10 protein-coding genes and 1 pseudogene are annotated in these 22,749 nt (G+C 71.9%); 6 read left to right on the top strand and 5 right to left on the bottom strand.

Annotated features, from left to right (window positions below; genetic code table 11):
• Positions 1–2 precede the first annotated feature (2 nt).
• Positions 3–629: a TetR/AcrR family transcriptional regulator gene (locus ACIQ6R_RS14760; protein ID WP_404221471.1), complete on the bottom strand. Its 627-nt coding sequence runs from the start codon at positions 627–629 to the stop codon at positions 3–5.
• 130 nt (positions 630–759) lie between these two features.
• Between ACIQ6R_RS14760 and ACIQ6R_RS14765 the strand changes: the two genes are divergently transcribed.
• The 5 genes and pseudogenes from ACIQ6R_RS14765 to ACIQ6R_RS14785 form a co-directional block, all read left to right on the top strand.
• Positions 760–2,211, top strand: coding sequence for an amidase (locus ACIQ6R_RS14765; RefSeq protein WP_404221473.1), 1,452 nt, complete (start codon positions 760–762; stop codon positions 2,209–2,211).
• Positions 2,212–2,520: 309 nt separating this feature from the next.
• On the top strand, positions 2,521–4,152 hold the full coding sequence (gene malX / locus ACIQ6R_RS14770) for a maltose/glucose-specific PTS transporter subunit IIBC (RefSeq protein ID WP_404221475.1): 1,632 nt from the start codon (positions 2,521–2,523) through the stop codon (positions 4,150–4,152).
• Between the two features lie 2 nt (positions 4,153–4,154).
• Positions 4,155–5,393 carry a MalY/PatB family protein gene (locus ACIQ6R_RS14775; protein ID WP_404221477.1) on the top strand — a complete coding sequence of 413 codons (1,239 nt, stop codon included), beginning with the start codon at positions 4,155–4,157 and terminating at the stop codon, positions 5,391–5,393.
• 11 nt (positions 5,394–5,404) lie between these two features.
• Complete coding sequence (locus ACIQ6R_RS14780) at positions 5,405–6,478, top strand: P1 family peptidase (protein ID WP_404221479.1); 1,074 nt, start codon at positions 5,405–5,407, stop codon at positions 6,476–6,478.
• A pseudogene (locus ACIQ6R_RS14785) lies at positions 6,475–6,780 on the top strand (cytidine deaminase); the annotation flags it as partial. The gene ACIQ6R_RS14780 and the pseudogene ACIQ6R_RS14785, both read left to right, overlap by 4 nt.
• A gap of 144 nt (positions 6,781–6,924) precedes the next feature.
• Here ACIQ6R_RS14785 and ACIQ6R_RS14790 read toward each other — a convergent pair.
• Entirely contained in the window at positions 6,925–8,493 is a 1,569-nt protein-coding gene (locus ACIQ6R_RS14790) for an amidohydrolase (RefSeq protein WP_404221481.1), read from the bottom strand.
• A gap of 6 nt (positions 8,494–8,499) precedes the next feature.
• Complete coding sequence (locus tag ACIQ6R_RS14795; RefSeq protein WP_404178888.1) at positions 8,500–8,712, bottom strand: MbtH family protein; 213 nt, start codon at positions 8,710–8,712, stop codon at positions 8,500–8,502.
• Positions 8,713–8,800: 88 nt separating this feature from the next.
• On the opposite strand from ACIQ6R_RS14795, the gene ACIQ6R_RS14800 reads away from it, so the two are divergent.
• Positions 8,801–9,892: an alpha/beta fold hydrolase gene (locus ACIQ6R_RS14800; RefSeq protein ID WP_404221483.1), complete on the top strand. Its 1,092-nt coding sequence runs from the start codon at positions 8,801–8,803 to the stop codon at positions 9,890–9,892.
• A 118-nt stretch (positions 9,893–10,010) separates the two neighbouring features.
• Here ACIQ6R_RS14800 and ACIQ6R_RS14805 read toward each other — a convergent pair whose 3' ends face one another.
• Together ACIQ6R_RS14805 and ACIQ6R_RS14810 are read right to left on the bottom strand one after the other, a co-directional pair.
• Entirely contained in the window at positions 10,011–11,711 is a 1,701-nt protein-coding gene (locus ACIQ6R_RS14805; RefSeq protein WP_404221485.1) for an ABC transporter ATP-binding protein, read from the bottom strand.
• On the bottom strand, positions 11,698–22,731 hold the full coding sequence (locus ACIQ6R_RS14810; protein WP_404221487.1) for an amino acid adenylation domain-containing protein: 11,034 nt from the start codon (positions 22,729–22,731) through the stop codon (positions 11,698–11,700). Before ACIQ6R_RS14810 ends, ACIQ6R_RS14805 begins: the two co-directional genes overlap by 14 nt.
• Positions 22,732–22,749 lie beyond the last annotated feature (18 nt).

Here is a 22,749-nt window from a genome sequence, read left to right on the forward strand (position 1 = left end):
GGTCAGTCAGCGGTCGTCCGGGATGTGCCGCAGGCGGACCGGTGCCGACCGATGATCCCCTCGACGATTCTCATCAGCCGGTCCCCCGCCTGATCGATGCTCCCGTTCTGTGTGCTGACCTGAGCGCCTTCGAGTACGAAAGTGATCTCGGCCGCGGTCTGTTCGGGGTCGGGCAGCCCGGCGTCGGCGCACAGGCCGACGAGTCTCCGGGTCTGACGGGCCTTATGCTCCTCGATCACTTGCCGAGCGGGATGGGAGCGGTCGGGCAGTTCGGCGATGGAGTTGATGAACGGGCAGCCCCGGTGCGAGATCCCCGGCAGTCCTTCGGCGATGAAGCGGGCCAGGGCCAGGATCTGGTCTCCGGGCTGGCCGGGGTGTTCGGCCTCGGCCCGGTCGAAGGCCGTCTGGTAGTCGGCGGCCACGATCCGCAACCACTCGGCGACCAGCGCGTCCTTGGTTTCGAAGTGCCGGTAGATCGCCATCTTGGTGGTCTCGGCCCGCTCGGCGATCGCCTGGACGCCCACCCGCCGGATGCCCTCGCTCTGGAAGAGCTCTTCCGCCGCGTCGAGGATGCGCTCCCGGGGCGGCAGTTTCGCCACCCTGCTCGGCCTTCTGCCGGTCGATGCCATGACCACTCCGTGACGTCCCGTCGGTCGCGGGCTCCCCATTCACTGCTACGGTACCAGTCCGTTCCATGCGATACCGATGGGTATCATCAGGTACTCAACGGTATCGTTCCTCGTTCCACCGGGAGTGGCAGTGAGAGTTGCCGAGTACGTGAATTTCGACGCGGTCGGGCTCGCGAAGCTTGTGACCAGAGGCGAGGTGACCCCCGCCGAACTGGCAGCGGCCGCGCTCGATGCGGCGCTGACGGTCAACGGCCGGATCAACGCCATCGTGGAGACATGGCCGGCCGACGACCAGCCCCGACCGGGCAGTTCCCCGCTGGCCGGAGTCCCCTTCCTGATCAAGGACATCGGAGTGTCCATGGCCGGGAGGCGAACGGAGCTGGGCAGCCGTCTCGCGGCCGGGAACATCGCCCGCACCGACTCCTCCCTGATGCTGCGCTTCCGTCACGCCGGGCTCGTGACGTTCGGGCGTACCGGGACTCCGGAGCTGGCCTACAGCATCACGACGGAACCGGAGCTGTACGGCCCGACCCGCAATCCGTGGAACTTGGAGCGGAGCGCGGGCGGATCCAGCGGAGGCTCGGGCGCGGCTGTCGCTGCCGGAGTGGTCCCGGTCGCACACGCCACCGACGCGGCCGGCTCGCTCCGCATACCCGCCGCCTACAACGGCCTCTTCGGACTGAAGCCCACCCGGGGCCGGGTCTCGATGGGTCCCGGCGCCGACGAGGTCTTCAACGGCCTCGCCGTGCACGGCAGCGTCAGCCGAACCGTGCGCGACGGTGCGGCACTGCTCGACCAGATCCGCGGCCCCGAACCGGGTGATCCCTACTTCGCCCAGCAGCCGTCCCGGCCCTACGCGGAGGAAGTCACCCGCGACCCGGGCTCGCTGCGGATCGGTGTCCTCACCCAGGCATGGGGTGGACGCCGCACCACCGCACCAGTGGCCGACGCACTCGCTCGCACCGTTCGCCTGCTGGAAGCTCTCGGCCACCGGGTGGAAGAGGTGGAGGTCGGCCTCGGGGCCGGGTGGGAGGAGTTCGTCCTGGCCAACGCCCGTCTGCTGGCGGCGAATCTCGCGGCCTCGGTCGATGAACTGGCTGCCGCCTTCGACCGCCCCATCGACTCCTCCACCCTCGAACCGGTGACTCTTGCCGGCTACCACTACGGGCAGCGGGTCAGTGGCGCCCAGTTCGTCACCGCTCTCACGATGCGGAACCGGGTCGCTCGCAGCCTGGCACGGTACTTCACCACGCACGACATACTGCTCACCCCGACCTTGCCGGAACTTCCCGTGCCCTTGGGCGCCTATGCCGAGGGCACGGAGGCCCTGGACGGCCTCGGCTGGATCGACCGCCTCCACGACCGCTCGCCGTTCACCATGCCGTTCAATGTGGCCGGCACGCCCGCCATGTCCGTGCCGGTGACGGCCGACGCCGAGACCGGACTCCCGATCGGCATGCAGTTCGCCGCCGGTTACGGGCTCGAAGGCCGCCTCTTCCGCCTCGCCGGACAACTCGAACGGGCAGCCCCGTGGTCGGGCCGAACCCCCACCGTGTGGGCGGGGAACCGCACGGGCCACTGAGGAGCACTCCTGAAGCCGCCGTGAAGATCGCTCCCGCGGCCTTCGCGGCACAGGCCGACGTACGGCCCTGACCAGCCGACGGCTCGGGGTCGGCACCTCGGCCTCCATGGACAGTCGCCGACCCGCTGTGATGTGATCCCTCCGGCGGAACGGCCCTGCTGGGCGTGGTCACCGGGCGACCCCCATGTCCACCGCGCGAGGACGGCCGACCCCCGCGTGATGTCTTCCGCCGCTCGATCCGCCCCTGGGCCCCGCGTCGCCACGGCGAGCGTCGAGGCCCGTCCCCCCAGGCTCGAAAGTTCCGTACACATGCAGAAGACCAAGGCCGCACTCTGGGAATTCCTCCAGGGACTCGGCAAGACGTTCATGCTGCCGGTGGCCCTGCTCGCGTTCTGCGGCATCATGCTGGGCATCGGCTCCTCGCTCTCCAGCGAGGCCGTCACTGACAACGTTGCCTTCCTGAAGGGCGAGGGCTGGCACCTCGTCTTCACGTGGATGGCCAACACGGGTCTGGTCGCCTTCACGTTCCTGCCCGTCCTCTTCGCGATGGCGATCCCGCTCGGGCTCGCCCGTGAGGACAAGGGGGTCGCCGCCTTCTCGGGTTTCGTCGGCTTCGCCGCCATGAACCTCGCGGTGAACTTCTACCTCACCGCCAAGGGCGTCGACTTCGAGGACGAGAAGGCGATCAAGCACTACGGCATAGCCGACGTGCTGGGTGTGCGGTCCATCGACACGGGCCTGCTCGGCGCCGTGGCCGTTGGCATCGTTGTCAGTCTTCTCCACCGGCGCTTTCGCACCCAACGGATGCCTGACGCGCTGGCCTTCTTCGGCGGGCTCCGCTTCGTCCCGATCATCTCGGCCCTGGTCCTCAGCGTGCTCGGCCTGCTCATCCCGCTGGTCTGGCCGACCTTCAACGGCTGGATCACCGCCGTGGGCCGCGGCATCGGGCACACCGGGGTGTTCGGACCGTTCTTCTTCGGCATGGGAGAGGTGCTGCTGCGGCCCATCGGGCTGCACCACATTCTCGTGGCGATGTTCCGCTTCACGGACGTCGGCGGTTCCGGAACCGTGTGCGGCGACCAGGTCTCCGGCGCCCTGAACATGTTCTACGCCCAACTGGACTGCTCGGCCGCCCCCAACACCGCGGTCACCGATGCCACGCACTTCCTCTCGCAGGGCAAGATGGCGTCCTACCTGGGCGGTCTCCCGGGCGCCGCGCTCGCGATGTACCACTGCGCGAACCGGCGGGTGCGCCCGGAGATCAAGGCCCTGCTCGTGTCCGGTGTCGTGGCCTGTGTGGTGGGCGGCATCACGGAGCCGCTGGAGTTCCTGTTCCTCTTCGTCGCCCCGTGGCTCTACGCCGTCCACGCGGTTCTCGTCGGACTCGGGTTCCTCACGGCGGCCGTGCTCGGCGTGTTCATCGGGAACACCGACGGCAACGTCATCGACTGGCTCGTCTTCGGAGTACTCCAGGGTTCGACGACCAAGTGGTATCTGGTGCCGGTGATCGCGGCAGTGTGGTTCACGGTGTACTACTTCCTGTTCCGCTGGGCGATCACCCGCTTCGATCTCAAGACCCCTGGCCGCGAGGAGGTCTCGCCACCGGATGAGAAGGAGAAGAGCGAGGAAGAAGAGGAAGGAGACGACAACGCCGCCCCGGACCAGGCGGCGGAGCCCCGGCGTGAGCTGATCGCGGGGAAGTACGACGCCGTCGCCATCCTCGACGCGATCGGCGGTGCCGACAACATCCGGTCGCTGGACAACTGCATCACCCGTCTGCGCATGACGGTCCAGGACGCCGAACAGGTCGACGAGACACGGCTGAAGAAGCTCGGGGCCGTCGGGGTCATCAAGCTCGACGGCCACAACGTGCAGGTCGTCATCGGCCCGCAGGTCCAGTCGGTGAAGGACGCCATCGCCACGTTGATCCCGGTGGGCTGACCATGACGCTCTACGACTTCGACACCCCGGTGGACCGGCAGGGCACCTGGTGCACGCAGTGGGACTACGTACAGGACCGCTTCGGCGTGCCGGATCTGCTGCCCTTCACGATCTCCGACATGGACTTCGAGACCGCCCCGGAGATCGTGGCGGCGCTCCGCGAGCGCCTGGAGCACGGGGTCCTCGGCTACTCGCGCTGGCGCCAGGACGACTTCCTCTCCGCGATCGTCCACTGGTACGCGTCGCGGCACGCCACGGACGTGGCTCCCGAGTCGGTCGTCTACGGGCCCTCCGTCGTCTACCAGATCTCGCAGTTGCTGCGCCTGTGGTCGCGCCCCGGTGACGGCGTTGTCGCCCACACGCCCATGTACGACGCGTTCCCCAAGACGGTGGCGGCCCACGGACGCCGGCTCCTGGGGTGCCCGCTTCACGACTGGGTGGAGTTCGAGCGGCTCCTGGCGCTCCCCGACACGGCCGTGCTGCTGCTGTGCTCGCCGCACAATCCCACGGGCCGGGTGTGGTCCGCGAGCGAGCTGGACCGGATGGCCCGGTTGTGCGCGCGGTACGACGTGGCGGTGATCAGCGACGAGATCCACTCCGACCTGGCGTACGCCCCGCACGTCCACCGTCCCTGGGCCCGGCACGGCGGCGACGGTCGCTGGGCCGTGCTCACCTCGGCCTCCAAGTCGTTCAACATCCCTGCTCTCACGGGCAGTTACGGGATCATCGACGATCCCGCGTCACGTGACGCCTACCTGCGGCGGCTCAAGGACGCGGACGGTCTCTCCTCCCCCGCGGTGCTGTCGCTGGTCGGCCACATCGCCGCGTACCGCAAGGGAGCGCGCTGGCTGGACGCCCTGCGCACCTACCTCGCGGACAATCTCGCGATGGTCGCCGACCGACTCCACGACGCGTTTCCGCAGCTCGGCTGGGAACCCCCACAGGCCGGGTACCTGGCCTGGATCGACCTGCGGCCCCTCGGCGTCGACGACGACACGCTTCAGCGCGAACTCGTGGAGGTGGAGAAGGTGGCCATCATGCCGGGAGCCACGTACGGCTCACCGGGGCGGGTACGGCTCAACGTCGGGTGCCCTCGATCCAAGGCGGAGGCGGGTGTCGATGCCCTCGTGCGGGCGCTGCGCCGGATCCGTCGGGCGGAGCGGGGTACCACGAACTCATCGAGGGCTGCCGACGCAGCCGGGCGCCAGGCAGCCCGCTCCTCCCGCCGACCGAACGCGTAACGTCCGGCCGCATGGAACCACTGCCTCACCCACAGCCACCTCCCGGCACCGCCCGACGCCGCGCCCGTGACCTCGGCATCATCATCGGCCCCACCGCCACCGGGCCTTTCGACGCGATCACCGACGTGCCGGGGGTCCGCGTCGGGCACACCACGGTTCGCCGCCCGCCAGACGTGCACAGCGGTGTCACAGCCATCGTGCCCGACCTCGCCGGCCCGCACGCTCCCGTGCCGGCCGGGGTGTTCACCGGCAACGGCTACGGCAAACTCCTCGGCACCACTCAGCTCTCCGAACTGGGCACGCTGGAGACCCCGGTCCTGCTCACCTCCACGCTGTCGGCCTTCCGCGTCGCCGACGCCCTCGTCGGCTGGATGCTCCAGCGGCCCGGATGCGAGGGGGTGCAGAGCCTCAACCCCGTGGTGGGCGAGTGCAACGACGGCCTCCTCTCCGACATTCGCGCCCGGCCCGTCCACGAGGAGCACGTCCGGGCGGCCCTCGATGCGGCGTCCGGCGGGCCGGTGGCCGAGGGCTGCGTCGGCGCGGGCACCGGCACCGTCGCACTGGGGTTCAAGGCCGGTATCGGAACCGCCTCACGCACCCCGGAACTGGCCGACGGAGGCTGCACGGTCGGCGTCCTGGTGCAGGCGAACTTCGGCGGCACGCTGCGGGTGCTCGGCCGCACCCTCACCCCGCGATCCGCGGGCGTCGGAGCCCCGGCCCCGGCCGCGGACACCGGCTCGTGCATGATCGTGGTGGCCACGGACGCCCGGCTCGACGCCCGGCAGCTCACCCGCGTCGCACGGCGCGCGGTGTTCGCCCTGGCCCGCACAGGCGCGGCGTACAGCCACGGCAGCGGCGACTACGCCATCGCGTTCGGTACGCGAGCGGGCGGTGCTCCTGTGGCGGACGCCGCACTCGGGCCGCTGTTCGAAGCCGTCCTCGACGCGGTCGAGGAAGCGGTGCTCAACTCCTTGCTCGCGGCGACCACGACCACCGGCTTCGGCGGTCGGACGGTACCCGCGCTCCCGGCGGACCTCCTGCTCGCCGCCGCCGGCCGAGCACATCGGGAAAGACCGGGAAGTTGACCACGCCGACTCACCACGTCCACCACGGACTCGTCCAGGCGGCGGCCCGCCTCGCGCGTACGCGCTGCCGGGCGACAACCGCACCACGGCGGCCGCGACCCGCGCCCGGGACGGTCGGAGCGTCGCCGTCGCCGTCGGTGACCGCGACCGGGGGGCCGCCCTGTGGCCGGCGCCGGCAGGTTCCTCTCGACCGCTTCCCCGCTCTCGAGGCCATCGTCGGTGACGGCGGCAGCCTCCGCACCGCGCTCGTCACCGGGTTGCTGCCCGAAAGCCACGTCTGGGCCGACCACCAGCTCGACGCCGAGGCTCCGCCCTGTCGCCCCTCCTCCGCCTTGCAGCTGCACGCACCCGACCCCGCTCGGCCCCGCCGCGAGAGGTCGGAGGCGGAGCACCTGGGAGTTCACCGGTGCCGCACGACCCGGCGACCGCCGGCTGCCGCTGCCCGGTCACGAGACCGGTGTTCGGCCGTCGACGTACGTCGCCACCACCTCGATGTCTCCGATGCGCGAGGAGTCGACGCGCCGGGGGTCGTCGCCGAGCACGACGAGGTCGGCGCGTTTGCCCGGGGTGAGGCTGCCCAGGTCGTCCTCCCAGTGGCAGGCGAAGGCACCGGCGACCGTGTAGGCGCGCAGGGCCTCCTCGACGGTGATGCCCTCGTCGGGGCCGATCGCCCGACCCGACCCGGAGGAGCGCTCGACCATGAACTGGACGGCCCGCAGCGGGGATCCGTCCGTGACGGGGCGGTCGGAGCTGCCCACCAGCGTGATGCCGTGGTCCAGGAACGCCCTGCCCCGGTAGAGCCACGCCGCCCGGGTCTCGCCCATGATCGCCGCGTAGTCGTCGCCGAAGTAGCGCAGGAAGTTGGGCTGTACGACCGCGCTGACGCCGAGCTGCGCGAAGCGCGGGAGCTGGTCGGGGCGGATCAGGCCGGCGTGCTCGATGCGGTGCCGGGCGCCGGGGCGCGGCAGGAGTCGCTGGGCCCGTTCCAGGGCGTCCAGGGCGACGTCGGCCGCGCGGTCGCCGATCGCGTGGACGGCGAGCTGCCACCCGGCGAGATGGCCGTCCACGATCGTGTCCGCGAGCACGTCCGGGTCGTCCTGCAACTGGCCGGCGTGGTCCAGTCCTTCGTACGGACTGCTGAGCGCGGCGGTCCGGGCCATCATGCCGCCGTCGGTGAAGACCTTCAGCGCGCCCACGGACAGCCGGTCGTCGCCGAACCCGGTGCGCAGACCGAGGTCGAGGGCTCTGGGAATGCCGTCGGCTTCGTGGGCGGCGACGGGATGCAGCCGGTCCGCGGACACCATGAGCTGCACGCGCAGCGGCAACAGGGTTTTCTCGCGGGCCAGTTGGTACGCGCCCAGCTCGACGGGGCTGTGGCCCAGAAGGGTGCCGCCGATACCGGCTTCGGCGCAGGCGGTGACCCCCTCGGCCAGGCAGGTGCGGGCGGCCCGTCCGATCGCCTGGGCCAACCCCTCCTGGGAGTACGGCAGGCGCAGTGCGCGGGCCGCGCCCATGGCGCCCTCGGCGAGGAAGCCGTTGTCGTGCGGGATGTCGGTGGGCAGCAGGTCGAGGACGGCGGAGTTGACGACGCAGCCGTGCCCGGAGTCGTGCGTCACGTACAACTTGTGTCCGTGGCTGACCTTGTCCAGGTCGGCGGCGGTCAGGTGGCGTCCCAGGGCCCGCTGGTCGTAACCGGCGATGCTCACCCAGGCGCCGGGCGAGCCCTTCCGGGTGACGACCTGTTCCACGACGGCGAGCACGTCGTCGATCCGCGTGCGGCCCGCGATGCTCGGGGTGTTCTGTTTGAGCCCGGTCCAGGCCAGGTGGACGTGGGCGTCGATGAACCCGGGCAGCACGGTGGCGCCCTGGAGGTCGACCACCTCACGCGCGGGCAGGGAGGTCACGGCCTCGTCCAGGCCGACGATCCGCCCCCGCCAGACGCCCAGGTCGTGGGCGACGGGATGGTCGGGGTCCATGGTGAGGAAGCTGGCGTTCGTCAGTCTGGCGCAGAGCATCGCGCGTCAGGCACCCATGGACTCGACGAGGGAACGGGGGCGCAGGTCCTTCCAGTTGGCCTCGACGAACGCCAGGCAGGCATCCCGGCTGTTCTCCTCGAAGGCGATCGTCCACCCTCCGGGCACCTCCGCGAAGGACGGCCAGAGCGAGTGCTGGCCCTCGTCGTTCACGAGGACGAGGAAACGGCCGTCGGCGTCGTCGAAGGGATTGGTGCTCATCTGCGGTGCCTCCCGATGAATTAGGTTAGGCTCGCCTAATGGGAAAGGAGCTTAGCCTTCTCGCTTTCCGCTCCACAAGGAGACGTTGATGAGGTCGGTGGGGGAAGAGACCTTCGCCGCGTTCGGACTGTCCGGCGAGCCCGGCTCCGACGCGTTCTGGGCCAGTGCGGGGACACCCGCGTCGGTGGCCGACGGCGACGGCTGGGTGACCCTGTTCCTGCGGCGCGGGTCCGAGGCGGCGAGCATCGGGTTCGAGAGCTGGTCGGAGCCGGTACCCCTGCGCCGGTGGGGCGACACCGACTGCTGGTACGCCGAGGTGCGGATGCCCGCGCGGCTGCGGGTCACGTACCGGTTCCTGGTCGGCGACGCGGCGTACGCCGACCCGTTCAACCCGGTCGGTGCGGGCGGTGACCGGTCCATCGCCGCGACCCCGGACGCGCCGGCCCAGCCGCACTGGCCGGCGGTCGCCGCCTCCGACGTACTGCCCCTCCCCCGCACCCGGCTGCGCTGGGCCGGGGGGCGGCTCGGCGGGCGGCGTACCGTGCGCGTCCACCCGGCGGGCGGCGGTGGGCCCGTGGTCCTGCTGCTCGACGGGGACGACTGGCTGTACCTGCACCCCGCGGCGACCGCGTTCGACTCGGCCGTCGCCGGTGGCGAGCTGCCGCCGGTCACACTCGTCTTCCTTCCGGTCAGGGACAGGGCGGGCGAGTTCGGGTGCCGGCCCGAACTGTGGGAAGCGGTCCGGGACGAGCTGCTGCCGCTGGTCGCGGAGTCGGGCGTGCCCGCCGACCCTGACCGGCTGGTGGTCGCGGGGCAGAGCCTCGGCGGGCTGAGCGCGCTGTACGCGGCGCTGGAGTTCCCGGACCTGGTGTCCCGCGTCGCCTGCCAGTCGGCGTCGCTGTGGTGGACGCCCGGCGCACACGATCTGGCGGACCCGTTGAGCGGTCCGGTCGGCGGTGCCGTCGCCGCGCGCCTGCGGGGGCGGCCCGACCTGTCCGGTCTGCGGGTCGCGTTCGACGTGGGGGAACACGAGACGCGGATGCTCCCCCACTGCGCCCTGGTGGAGACGCTGACCGAACAGGCCGGTGCGACCGTACGGGTCTCGCGGTCGGCGTCGCACCACGACCGGGCGGGCTGGCGGCACGCCCTGCTCCGCGATGTCGCCTGGGCTCTCGCCTAGGGCCTGCCGTTTGGATCAGGCCGCGGACGCGGGGTCTGGCCCGCCTGCGCGGCTCAGGCACCGCCACTTTCCCGGGGCCTGATCCGCCGAGCGGGCTCCCGGGGCACGGTCGGCCGGATCACCGGGCCACGGCCTTGCAGTAGTCCTCGTCGGTGGCGAGGAGGTTGCGATGCGTGTCCTCGGCGGTGATGACGCCGTCGTCCAGGACGAGGACGCGGTCGGCGGCGTCCAGGAGGGCGGGGCTGCTGGTGATCACGACGGTGGTGCGGCCCCGGCGCAGCTTCGCGACGTTGCGCGCGATGAGCTGCTCCGTGACCGCGTCGACGGCCGTCGTCGGGTCGCGCAGCACGAGGACCTCGGTGTCCGCGGCGAGCGCGCGGGCCAGGGAGAGCCGTTGGCGCTGCCCGCCGGAGAGGTTCGCGCCGCGGTCGCGGACGGGATAGTCGAGCCCTTCGCGGTGCAGGGCGACGACGTCGGTCAGCATGGACGCCTCCACGGCTTCGGGGACCGTCCGGCTGGTGCCCGACGGGTCGATGTTCGTGCGGAGCGTGCCCGCGAAGATCTCCCCGTCGTACGGGTTCACCAGCATGTGCTCACGGACCGCCTCGGTCGACAGGTCAGCGAGGTCCCGGCCGCCGACCCGCACCGCTCCCTCGTACGCGTCGGGCGGGACGTGCAGGGCCAGGATCGACGCGAGGTCGGCCGCCGCGCGCGGCTGGTAGGCGGCGACGGCCACGAACTCGCCGGCCGCCACCTGGAACCTCACCTTGCGCAGGACTCCGTGGCGCACGCAGTCCACTTCGAGGTCCCGGCCCGCCGCCGGGCGTTCCGCCCCCGGGGTCGTCACCGCAGGCGCGGCCAGGACCAGCGCCATCCGCTCGGCCGACGCTCGCGCGATCATCACGTACTTCGGCATCTCCGAGAACAGCTTGAGCGGTTCCATGATGAACTGCGCGAGCCCCACGGCCATGACGAGTTCGCCGATGTTGATCCGGCCCTCGAACGCCAGCCAGCCCGCCGTGAGGGTCACGGCGGTGGCGAGGACCGCGTTGAGGGCCAGTGCGGTGCCCGCGTACGCGCCGTTCACCCTGGCGACGGTGATCGCCTGGTGCTTCGCCTCCGTACTGACCTTCCGATAGGACCGGAACGCGGCGTGGTTGCCGCCGAAGCCGTGCAGCGGACGCAGGCCGATGATCAGGTCTGCGACCTTCGCGCCCGCCCTTGCCACCCGGGCCTGCTGTTCGCGGGTGCTGGAGCCGATCCGTCTGGACATCACGCTCAGGATCGACAGGATCGCGACGGTTCCCACGATCACCAGCAGCCCGAGCCGGAGGTCGGCCAGGCCCAGCGCGACGGCCGCGATCACCACCGCGACCAGTGAGCTGATCAGCAGCGGCACCACCTCGATGATGTCGGCGGTCTGGTCGGCGTCCTCCGTGGCGATGGTCAGTACCTCGCCGGACTTGAGGTCGACGTCCCTGGCCACCGGCTGGAGTCCGCAGGCCGCGACCCGTACCCGCCAGCGGTGCGCCTCGGTCGTGTTGGCCTTCTGCAGGACGCGCATCCCGAACCGCCAGGACAGCGACACGGTCGTGATGATCACGGCGAGCGCGCCGATCGAGACGCCGAGCGAGCCGAGGCTCCGGTCCCGCATCGTGTGCTCGACGATCAGGCCGAGGGCGATCGGGAAGGCGGTCTCACCGGCCTGGTACAGGCCCATGAGGACGGTGCCCCAGGTCATGGCGCCGACGTTGCGGCGCAGCGCGGTGCGCAGGATGTCGGACCCCGGGCGGGGCCGCTGCGTGTCAGGAGTTGTCATCGAGGTGGCGGGCAATCGCTTCCGGGGTTCGCAGGGTGAACAGATCGCGGATCGTGATCACAGGACCGTACTCCCGGCGGAGCAGCCCGGTCAGCCGCACCGCCAGCATGGAGTGCCCTCCGAGGGAGACGAAGTCGCTCACCGCGCTCACCTCGTCGTCGTCCAGGTCCAGTGCCTCGGCGAAGTACTCGCAGACCGTGATCTCGGTTTCGGTCTCCGGACTCCGCTCCCCCGCCGTGGACAGCGCGCCCAGCGGCTTGGCCTCCGGCAAGGCCTTGGTGTCGGCCTTCCCGTTCACGGTCAGCGGGATGCCGTCGACCTGGGCGTAGTGCGTCGGGCGCAGGAAGTCCGGCAGTCCGGCGCCCACTTCGGCGGCGACCTCCGCCAGGTCGGAGCCGTCCAGCACGAGATAGGCGGCCAGCCGGTACGCGCCGTCGACCTGCGGGTCGGGCTGGGCGACCGCGGCGACGAACCGCACCGCCGGGTGCGCCGCGAACGCGGCCTCGACCTCGCCCGGTTCGACCCGGTGCCCCCGGATCTTGACCTGCTGGTCGGTGCGGCCCAGGTACATCAGGTTTCCGTCGGGACGCCGGACGACCAGGTCCCCGGTGCGGTACATGCGCTCGCCGGGTTCCCCGAACGGGCACGCGACGAAGCGGTGCGCGGTCTGCGCGGGCTGCCCGAGATAGCCCCGCGCGATGCCGACGCCCGACACGTACAGCTCTCCGGGAACGCCGTCCGGCAGCGGCCGCAGCCACGGGTCCAGGACGTACACGTCCGTGTTGTCGATCGCCACCCCGACCACCGGGTCCTGGCACTCGAAGGTGCCGACGCCGAGGGTGTTGATGGTGTACTCGGTGGGTCCGTACAGGTTGTAGCCGACAGTTCCCTCGGTCTCGGCGAGCCGCTGCCACAGCCCCGGGGTGACGGCTTCGCCGCCCAGCAGCACGAGCGCGGGCCGGCGTTCCGGGTTGTCGAGCAGGCCCTCGGCCACCAGTTGCTGCGCGTAGGTCGGGGTCACGTTGATCACGTCGATCCCGTGCTGGAGGCAGTACTCGACCAGCCTGGGCGCGTCACGGCGCAGTTCCTCGTCGCAGATGTGCACCTCGTGGCCGTCGGCGAGCCACAGCAGCTCCTCCCACGACATGTCGAACGCGAACGACACGGTGTGGGCGATCCGGAAGACCCGGTGCCCGTGTGCCGACAGCACCGGTTCGAAGATCCGGCGCTGGTGGTTGATCAGCATGTTGGTGAGTCCGGCGTACTCGGTCACCACACCCTTGGGCCGCCCGGTCGATCCGGAGGTGTAGATCGTGTAGGCGGGGTGCCGGAGCCGGTTCGGATCGTCCGGCGCGAACGTCACGAACGGCTCGGCCGCCGGCAGCGGACGGTCCAGCTCGATCAGATCGCCGGTCAGCCGGGGCGACACGGCGCTCACGGTGAGGGTCAGGTCCGGGCGGGCGTCCGCGACGATCGCGGCGATCCGCTCGTCCGGGTGGTCCAGTTCCAGCGGCACGTACGCGGCGCCGACGCGCAGTACGGCGAACAGCGCCACGATCGAGTCGAGGGAGCGCGGGATCGCGATGCCCACGGTCGCCTCGGGGCCGATGCCGCGACGGGCCAGCACACCCGCCACCGCGCGGCTGCGGTCCCGTAGTTCGGCGAAGGTCATGTGCGAGCCGTGGGCGACGAGCGCGACGCGTCGCGGGTCGCGGTCCGCGGCACGGTCGAACCGGTCGACGACGGTGTCCGTGCCGACGTCGGTGCGCGCCGCGGACTCGGGTTCCGGTCCGGGGCCGCGCAGCGCTCCGACCGGCCCGGTCGACCGGGCCAGGTCGTCGAGTACGCGCAGGTAGTCGTCGAGGAGCCGACGGGCGTTGCTCGTGTCGTCGTCGCGGTACTCCAGCTTGACGGTGAGCCGGTCGCCGGGGGTGACGACCCAGGTGAACGGATAGTGGGTGGAGTCGTCGGCCCTCACCGAGGTGATGCCGTGCCTGGCGTTCATGTCGGCGAAGGCGTCCATGTCCAGGAAGTTCTGGAGTACGAACAGGTTGTCGAAGAGGGTGTCGTGGCCGCCGGCCCGCTGGATCTCGCCGAGGCCGAGGTGCTCGTGCTCCATGGCCTCGACCCTGGCGGCCTGTACGGCCGTCAGGTAGTCCCGGACCGACTGGTCCGGCCGTGCTCGCGTCCACATGGGCACGGTGTTGAGCAGTACGCCGACGATGTCGGAGAGTCCCTCGCCCTCCCGGCCGGAGACGGTCACGCCGAACACGGCGTCGCCACGGCCGGTGTGCGCGCCGAGGAGGAGGCCGAAGGCGCCGGTGAGCACCGAGTTCAGGGTGACACCGTGTGCCCTGGCGGTTTCCCTCAACAGGTCCGACTGGTCGGTGGAGAGCGTGTGCACGAGCGCGCGCGGCGGGTCGTCGGAGAGGGTCGGCGCCGGTCCGGCGAGCAGGGTCGGGCCGGGGAGGCCGGCCAGGTGTTCGGCCCAGAAGCGTTCCGAGGCGGCCGGGTCCTTGGCGTCGAGCGCTCGGGCGTGGTCCTCGAAGCTCGGCGTGGCCGGAACCGCCGTCGGTGGCTCTCCCGCCAGGACGGCCTGATAGGCGTCGAAGAGGTCCCGCAGCACGATCTCGCGGGACCAGCCGTCCCAGAGCAGCAGGTGGTAGCTGAGGAGCAGGCCGTCGCGGTCACCGGGCAGACGCACCGCGGTCAGTCGGATCAGGGGTGGCTCGCCCGGGTCGAATCCCGTGTTCCGGTCCCGGGCCCGCACGGCTTCGATCTCCGCGTCGGTCGCCGCTTCGACCGTGCGGACGTCGACTCGTCGGCCCGCCGCGAGGACCTGGACGGGGTTTCCCTCGTCGTCGGTGGTGAAGCCTGCGCCCACGACCGGGTGGCGCGCGATCACGTATGCCATCGCCTCGGCCAGCGCGTCGGTGTCCAGGCGGCGGTCGAAGGTGAAGTAGCTCTGCGCGACGTACTGTCCGGCCGAGCCCGCCATCTGGGCCTGGAAGTACAGGCCTCGCTGGAGCGGGGTCACCGGTGCGGTGCGCTCGGCCGTCGCGGCGGCGTCCGCGATGTGTTCCAGTGCGCTGAGCCAGTGCCCGGTGATGTCGTCGGGGACGCCCTCGGCGAGGGTGAAGGCCGCGTGCAGGCCGCCGGTGGCCGCGTCGGTCCACGCGTTGACCTCGACGGCGTACGGGCTGCCCTGGTCGCCGCCGGTGAGGTGCGGGGCCTGGGACTCGCTGCCCCGGCCGAGGTAGTTGAACAGCACCTGCGGGCGGGCGGTCAGCAGCGGGGCCGTCTGCGGGTTGAGATACCTGAGTTGTCCGTAGGCGACGTGCGCGCGCTCGTCCGGCTGCCGCTGCGCCAGCTCGCGCGCGGCGGCGAGCGGGTCGGTGTGCGCCGTGAGCCGTACCGGCGCGATGGAGGTGAACCAGCCGACCGTACGGCTGTAGTCGTGGTGTTCGAGGGCCGGCACCCGGCCGTGCCGCTCCAGATCGATCGCGAGGTCGGTGGGCGACGGCTGGATGCGGGTCAGCGCGGCACGCAGCGCGCCGCACAGCAGCTCGGTGAGACCGGCGCCGAGTGCGGCGGGCGCGGTGCGCGTCACGAGGTCGCTCGCCTCGGGTGCGAGTACGACCGTGGTCTGGCGTGCCCCCTTCGCCGCGGGCAGCGGCGCGGGCGCCCGGAGGGTGGTGATCCAGTGATCCAGGCCGTCGGTCGCATGGGTGGCCTGGAGCGTCAGCGCTTCGGCGTACTCGGCGTAGGGCGTGGTCGGGGGTGCCAGGGGCGCTCCGCGCATCGCGGTGGCCAGGTCGTCCAGCAGGATCAGCCAGGAGACGGAGTCGACGGCGAGGTGGTGCACGGTGACCACCAGGGTCCGGCTCTGCTCCAGCCACGTGAACGCGACGACCTCTCCGGCCTCGGGATCGAGGCGCCCGGCGGCTTCGTCGGCCGCGGTCGTCGCGTCGGTGGCGGCCGTGGTGTCCGTGGCGTCCGTGGCGTCCGTCCGGGTGACGGTGACCTCGCGCGCGGGTTCGGTGCGCAGCGACCACACCCCGTGCTCGACGCTCAAGCGCAGGCGCAGGGCCGGGTGCGCGGCCACGACGGCGTGCGCGGCGCGTTCGGCGTCGGCGAAGCCGGTGCCCTCGGGGGCCACCAGTGTCCTGGCCTGGGCGAACCGGGCGAGTGAGCCGCCCAGTTCCCGCTGCCGCAGGACGATCGGCGGCAGCGGCAGCGGACCGTCGGCGCGGTGGGCGGGCGCGGACACCGGGGTCCGCGGAGTGCTCGTCCCCAGGTGCTCCGCGAGGGCGCGCGGAGTCCTGAGCAGGAACACGTCCCGTGGCGTGATCGGCAGTCCGAGTGCCCTCGCCCGGTTGATCACGGTGATGGCGACGATGCTGTCGCCTCCGGCGCGGAAGAAGTCGGTGCCTGGGTCGACGTCATGGCCAGGGAGCGTGTCGGCGAAGATCGTGACGAGGGCGGCGAGCGCGGGATCACCGGTGGCGTCGTCGTCGGCGGACCGGGGGTGGCCGGTCGGGCCCGGCTGCGGGGCCGCGGATCGACACGTCCCCGCGTCACTCAGCGGCGCACCCGCTCGCTCGGTCAGTGCCCTGCGGTCCAGCTTGCCGTTGACCGTCAGCGGCAGGACGTCCAGCGGCAGCACGCGGCCCGGCACCATGTGCGCGGGCAGCTTCGTGGACAGCCGCTCGCCGAGGTCTCCGGGCGCCCGGCCCACGACGTGCGCCACCAGGTGGTCGCCACTCTCCGCGACCGTGACGGCCGCGTCGGTCACCCCGTCGAGTTCCCTGATCGCGGACTCCACCTCGCCCAGCTCGATACGGAAGCCCTTGAGCTGCACCTGGTCGTCGGCACGGCCGGTGAACTCCAGCTCGCCGTCGAGCGTGCGGCGGGCGAGGTCGCCCGTGTGGTACATGCGGGAGCCGTCGCCCGCGAACGGGTCCGCCACGAACCGGCCGGCGGTCAGCCCGGGCCGGCCCAGGTACCCGAGCGCCACCTGGTCGCCGGCGACGTAGATGGCGCCCTCCCTGCCCGGCGGCACGGGCCGGAGCCGGTCGTCGAGCAGGTAGGTGGTCAGACCGGGGAGCGGACCGCCGATCGGGCTGGCGTCGCCGCCGGGCCCGAAGTCCTCGTCGGTCAGCACCCGGTGGGTGACGTGAACGGTGGTCTCGGTGATGCCGTACATGTTGACCAGCTCGGGCGAGGCCGTGCCGTGCCGCTCGACCCAGCCGCGCAGCCGCCCGAGGTCCAGCGCCTCGCCTCCGAAGATGATCCTCCGCAGGGCCGGCAGCGGTTCGCCGGCCTGCCGGTCGGCCTCGGTGAACTGGTGGAACGCCGACGGGGTCTGGTTGAGCACGGTCACTCCGCGCTCGCGGACCAGCCGGTGGAAGTCGACCGGGGAACGGGTCAGCCCGTACTCCGGGACCAGCAGCTCACCGCCGTGCGCCAGTGCCCCCCACAGCTCCCAGACCGCGAAGTCGAAGGAGAAGGAGTGGAACTGGACCCATACGTCGTGCGGACCGAAGCCCATGTCGGACCGGGTGTTCGCGAGCAGCGTCACCACGCTGGAGTGCGGGACGACGACACCCTTGGGTCTGCCGGTCGATCCGGATGTGTAGATCACGTACGCGGGGTCGGCCCAACCGGCCCCGGGCCCCGGCTCGGTGGTCGCCGGGGGCGGTACCTGTACCTCCCCCTGCACGAGCACGCGGGCCGGCCCGCCCGCCCGGGCCAGCAGCCGCGTGAAGCGCTCGCGCTGCTCCGGGTCCACGAAGACGACCTGCGGAGCGGAGTCGGCGAGGATGTACTCCAGTCGCTCGTCCGGGTACGCCAGGTCCAGCGGCACGTACGCGCCCCCCGCACTGGCGATCGCGACCAGGGCGACGACCTGCTCGACGGAGCGCGGGACCGCGACGGCGACCCGCTTGCCCGGTCCGACGCCGGACGCGCGCAGCGCCGAGGCCAGCGCGTCCTTCGCGTCCGCCAGTTCGCCGTAGGTGAGGGACCGGGTCCCGCCGTCGAGACCGCACTGGGTGACGGCGGTGGCGGCCGGGTCCCGGCGCGCGGCGGCGTCGAACAGACCGGCCAGCGTCGTCGGGGTGATCGGCTCCGTACGCCGCCGGGTCCCCTCGGACGTCAGATCGTCGACCAGGGCGTCCGGCCGGGAGAGCAGGCCGGTGAGGGTCCGGGTGAAGGTGTGCAGGATCTCCCGGGCGCCCGCCTCCCGCAGGAGCTCGGCGTCGTGGATCAGGTTGAAGCGCGGGCGGCCGCCGGACGTGCGCTCCACGACCAGGGTCAACGGGTAGTGGGGAGCGCCCTCGTTCACGATGCCGGTGATGACCAGTGTGTCGTCGGGTCGCCGCAGACCGGCCACGTCGGTCGGCACGTCGAACACCACCAGGGTGTCGAACAGTGAGACGGTGCCCGTCCGGCGGGCGACCCCCGCCAGCGAGACGTGCTGGTGCGGCAGCACCGCGCTCTGGTGTGCCCTGACCGAGTCGAGCAGGTCGCGTGCGGTGCTGGTACGGGTCCATCGGGCGCGCAGGGGGATCGTGTTGATCAGCAGACCGACCATGTCCTCGATGCCGGGCACGTCCGCGTCGCGCCCGGACACCGTGGAACCGAAGACCACGTCCCTGCCGTGCAGGATGCCGCCCAGCGTCACCGCCCAGGCGCTGTGCACGGCCACGCTCAGCGGTACGCCGGCCGACCGGACGGCGGCGTCGATGTCGTCGTCGGCCTCCACGGCGGTGTCCGCGAACCGGTCCGACGGGGTGTGCCCCTCGGCGACCAGCGAGGGGCCGGGCAGCCCGGCGAGCTGCTCGCGCCAGACCCGGTCGCTCGCGTCGTCGTCGCGCCCGGCGAGCCGGCGGACGTGGTCGGGGAAGCCGCCGAGCACGTACACGCTTCCCGGCGCGTGGTACTCGGCCAGCAGTGTGCGCAGCATGGGCGGCACCGACCAGCCGTCGGCGATGATGTGGTGCACCGTCTGCACCAGGACGTTCCGGCCGAAGCCGCCGCGGATGAGCGTGTACCGCATCAGCGGGCCGGTGGCCAGGTCGAAGCCTGCGCGGCGGTCCCGCTCGGCGTGGTCGCGGATCTCGTCGTCGGTGATGCCGGGGCGGTCCAGCGTGGTGAAGGGCGCCTCGACACCGCTCTCCAGCACCGACACCACACGGCCGTCGGCGAGGGCGACGAACCGCGCCGCCAGGTTCGGGTGGAGCGTGAGCAGGCGGGTGGCCGCCGCCGCGAGCCGATCGGCGTCCACCTCGCCGTCCAGTGTCAGCAGTTGCTGTTCGACGTAGCTGCCCGTCGAGTCGTCGTCGTAGACCGAGTGGAAGTACAGGCCTTCCTGCAACGGGGTCAACGGCAGGATGTCCCGCAGCGCCGGACCGTCCAGCGCGTCGACGTCGGCCTGGGTGAGCGGCACCGGAGCGAAGTCGCTGGGCGAGTGGCCGCCCCGGTCGAGCGCGGCCAGCCCGGTCAGGGCCTCCCGGAAGTACTCGCCGAGCGTCGCGACGTCCTCGTCGGTGAACATCCCGTCGGGCCAGGAGATGGTGGTGACCAGCTCGTACTCGCCGGTCGACGCGGGTTCCGCGATCGCGTTGAACTCCAGGGCGCGAGGCAGCCGCATCCTCGGATCGCGCTTCTCCCCCAACTGCCCCGTGGCCCGGGCGAGTTGCCAGTCGCCCGCCGCGCCGGCGTCGAAGCGGCCCAGGTAGTTGAACAGCACCTGGGGTGCGGGCGCGTCGAACTCGGTACGGGCCAGGTACCGCAGCGCACCGTAGGAGATGCCGTTGTCCGGTACCCGGGCAAGGTCTTCCTTGACGGCCTTGAGGGCGGCGGTCAGGTACTCGGGTGCGGTGAAGTCGGGGGCCGCGCCGGGGTCGACGGTCACCGGGAACAGGGTGGTGAACCAGCCCACGGTCCGGGACAGCTCCGGCTCGAAGCCGGCCGACGGCGCGACGAACCGTCCCTCCCGGCCGTGGCCCTCCAGCTCGATGTGCGCGAACGTCTGGTCCTGGCCGAGGTCGCGGCGCCGGCGGGCGAGGGTGACGGCGAGCGCGGTCAGCAGCACGTCGTTGACGCCGGCGTGGAACTTCGCGGGTATCTCGCTCAGCAGCGCGGCCGTGGCCTCGGCGCCCACGGAGACGGTGCGCACCCGCTCCCGTGCGACGGTGTCCGACTCGGTCAGGGCCCGCCTGCCCAGTGGTGCGTCCGCTCCCGGCAGGGCGCGGCGGAAGCAGGCGCTGTCCGCGTCGAACGCCGCGCGCTCCAGCAGCTGCGTCCAACGCCGGAACGACGTGCCGGCCGGGGGCAACTCGACCGGATCGCCCGCGGCGAGCTGCCGCCATGCCGTGGCCAGGTCGTCCATCAGGATGCGCCAGGACACGCCGTCGATCACGACGTGGTGGGCCACCAGCACCAGTTGCCGTGCCTCGCGGCGCCAGACGGCGCGCAGCATCACGCCGCCGGTGGGGTCCAGCCCGTCGGTGGCGAGCGCGACGCACTCGTCGAGCGGCCGGTCGCTCTCCTGCCACCGCGCGTGCGCCCGGCCCGCCTGGTCCGCCCGGTCCGCCCGGTCCGCCTGCTCCGGCCGGTCCGGGTCCGGGATGTCGAAGCTCCAGCGGTCGCCGCGCACCAGCTTGGCCCGCAGCATGTCGTGCCGCCCGACCACGGCGGCGAGGATCTCGTCGAGGTCGTCGGCGGTCAGGCCGGCCGGGGTGTTCAGCACCACCGACTGCACGAAGCCGTCGATCGCGTCGGTGGTCTCGCCGAGCCACTGCACCACGGGCGATCCCACGACGGGGCCGGTCGCGACGTCGCGGTGGTCCACGGTGGAGGTGTCCTCACGGCTCGCCACCGCCGCCAGTGCTCCCACGGTGCTGTGGGTGAAGATCTGCCGTGCCGTGACGTGGAGTCCCGCGTCACGCAGCGCGCTCAGCAGCGAGATGGCCAGGATGCTGTCTCCGCCGAGCTGGAAGAAGTCCTGGTCGACGCCGACCTCGTCCAGTTGCAGCAGCGTCGCGACCGCCGCGCACACCGCGCGCTCGTTCTCGGTGGCGGGCGGGACGACCGGGGCGTGCCGGGCCGCGGGCTCGGGCAGCGCGTGCCGGTCCAGCTTGCCGTTCGCGGTGAGCGGGAACTCCTTCATCGCGACGATGTGGGCGGGCACCATGTACTCCACCATGTGCTCGCCGGCCCACGCCTTGACGTCGTCCGCCCGCAGGCCGTCGTGCCCGGCGGCCGGGATCACGTACCCCACCAGGTAGGTGCCGCCCGCCGCGTTCTTCTTCGCGACGACGCAGGTGTGCCGGACCCCGGGGTGCTCGGCGAGGCCGGCCTCGACGTCCTCGATCTCCAGCCGCATGCCGCGGATCTTGATCTGGTTGTCGGCCCGGCCGAGGAAGTCCAGCGAGCCGTCGGGGGCGAAGCGCGCGAGGTCACCGGTCCGGTACAGCCGGGATCCGTCATCGGCGAAGGGGTTCGCCACGAACCGGGACGCGGTCAGGCCGGGCGCTCCCACGTACCCGCGCCCCAGGAGGAGCCCTCCCACGTACAGTTCACCGCCGACGCCGACCGGGACCGGGCGCAGGGCGTCGTCCAGTACGTAGAGACGGGTGTTGGGGTTGGCCTTGCCGATCGACGTCGACAGGCGTTCCGCCGCGCCCCGGTAGATGACGTGCGAGACACCGATCGTCGTCTCGGCGGGGCCGTAGCCGTGGTACATGGGGATGTCGAGGCGGGTGCGGAACCGCTCGTACAGCTCGGGGGTCAGCACCTCGCCGCCGCACCAGACGTGCCGCAGACTGTCGAGCCGTCCGGAGTCGCCCGACATCTCCAGCAGCACGTCCAGCATGGAGGACACCAGGTAGGTGAAGGTGACGCGCTGTTCGGCGATCACGCTCAGCAGATGGTGCGGGTCGCGTTCGCCGCCGGGTCGCAGGACCACCAGCCGGGCACCGGACACCAGCGGCAGGAAGATCTCGTTGACGGAGATGTCGAAGGACAGCGGTGCCTTGAACAGGGACGCGTCGTCGTGGCCGAAGCCCAGGATCTCGTGGACCTGCCACAGCAGGCGTTCACTGATCGCCTCGTGCCGGATCATCGCGCCCTTGGGCCGCCCGGTCGAACCGGACGTGAAGATCACATAGGCCAGGGAGTCGCCATGGACGCCGACCGCGGTGCCCTCGGCGGGGTGGGAGGCGTATCGCCAGTCTCCGAGGTCCACGGCGACGGCTTCCGGTTCGCCCGCGGGGTGCTCGCCCGAGGCGTTGAGCTGCACCGCGACCCGGGCGTCCTCGATGACGACGGCCCGGCGCGCGGCGGGCCAGTGCGGATCGAGGGGCACGAAGGCGCAGCCCGCCTGGAGCACGCCGAGCAGCCCGATCACCATGTCGGCGGAGCGCTCCAGGGAGATGCCGACGACCTGCTCCGCGGTGAGCCCGCGTTCGGTCAGGTGGTGCGCCAGCTGGGTGGCCAGCGCGGCCGCCTCACGGTACGTCAGCGTCCGGTGCTCGTCGACGACGGCCACGGCGTCCGGCCGGTTCCGCGCCTGTTCGCGGAACATCTCCACCAGGGTGGGGCGGCTCCGGTCGGCGTCGGTGTCGTTCCACTCGGCGAGCTCCTTCAGCCGCGCCTCCCTGCTGGAGGGGCGGATGGTGCCGATGGGCCGGTCCGGGAAGTCGGCCAGGTCGTCGAGGGCGAGCTGCGCGTCGTCCGGTTCGACGCCTTCGGGGAGAAAGATGCTCCGTACGTCCGCTCCGACGTCCCAACCGCGGGGTGTCGACCCGCCGTTGGCGACCCATCCGAGGACGTCGGCGAACAGGGTGCCGGGGACGAGGTCGATGCCGTCGGGGCTGCCGCCCGTCGCCCAGTACGACAGCCCGATGGCGCACGCTTCGGCGATGTTCCTGTCGGAGAAGTCGCCGGTGCGGCGGCGTATGTCGGTCAGGTGCCTGGGAGAAAGCTGTACGAGACGAGCGGTCGGTTCCATCATCGAAGACTCAACGCCCCT

Origin of the sequence: Streptomyces sp. NPDC096048 (assembly GCF_044763415.1) — a bacterium.
Taxonomy (GTDB): Bacteria; Actinomycetota; Actinomycetes; order Streptomycetales; family Streptomycetaceae; genus Streptomyces.

Coding starts and splice junctions, on each gene's coding strand:
- ACIQ6R_RS14795 (WP_404178888.1), bottom strand. CDS start 8,712: ATGAGCACCAATCCCTTCGACGACGCCGACGGCCGTTTCCTCGTCCTC.
- ACIQ6R_RS14800 (WP_404221483.1), top strand. CDS start 8,801: ATGAGGTCGGTGGGGGAAGAGACCTTCGCCGCGTTCGGACTGTCCGGC.
- ACIQ6R_RS14780 (WP_404221479.1), top strand. CDS start 5,405: ATGGAACCACTGCCTCACCCACAGCCACCTCCCGGCACCGCCCGACGC.
- ACIQ6R_RS14810 (WP_404221487.1), bottom strand. CDS start 22,731: ATGATGGAACCGACCGCTCGTCTCGTACAGCTTTCTCCCAGGCACCTG.
- ACIQ6R_RS14790 (WP_404221481.1), bottom strand. CDS start 8,493: ATGCTCTGCGCCAGACTGACGAACGCCAGCTTCCTCACCATGGACCCC.
- ACIQ6R_RS14760 (WP_404221471.1), bottom strand. CDS start 629: ATGGCATCGACCGGCAGAAGGCCGAGCAGGGTGGCGAAACTGCCGCCC.
- ACIQ6R_RS14775 (WP_404221477.1), top strand. CDS start 4,155: ATGACGCTCTACGACTTCGACACCCCGGTGGACCGGCAGGGCACCTGG.
- malX (WP_404221475.1), top strand. CDS start 2,521: ATGCAGAAGACCAAGGCCGCACTCTGGGAATTCCTCCAGGGACTCGGC.
- ACIQ6R_RS14805 (WP_404221485.1), bottom strand. CDS start 11,711: ATGACAACTCCTGACACGCAGCGGCCCCGCCCGGGGTCCGACATCCTG.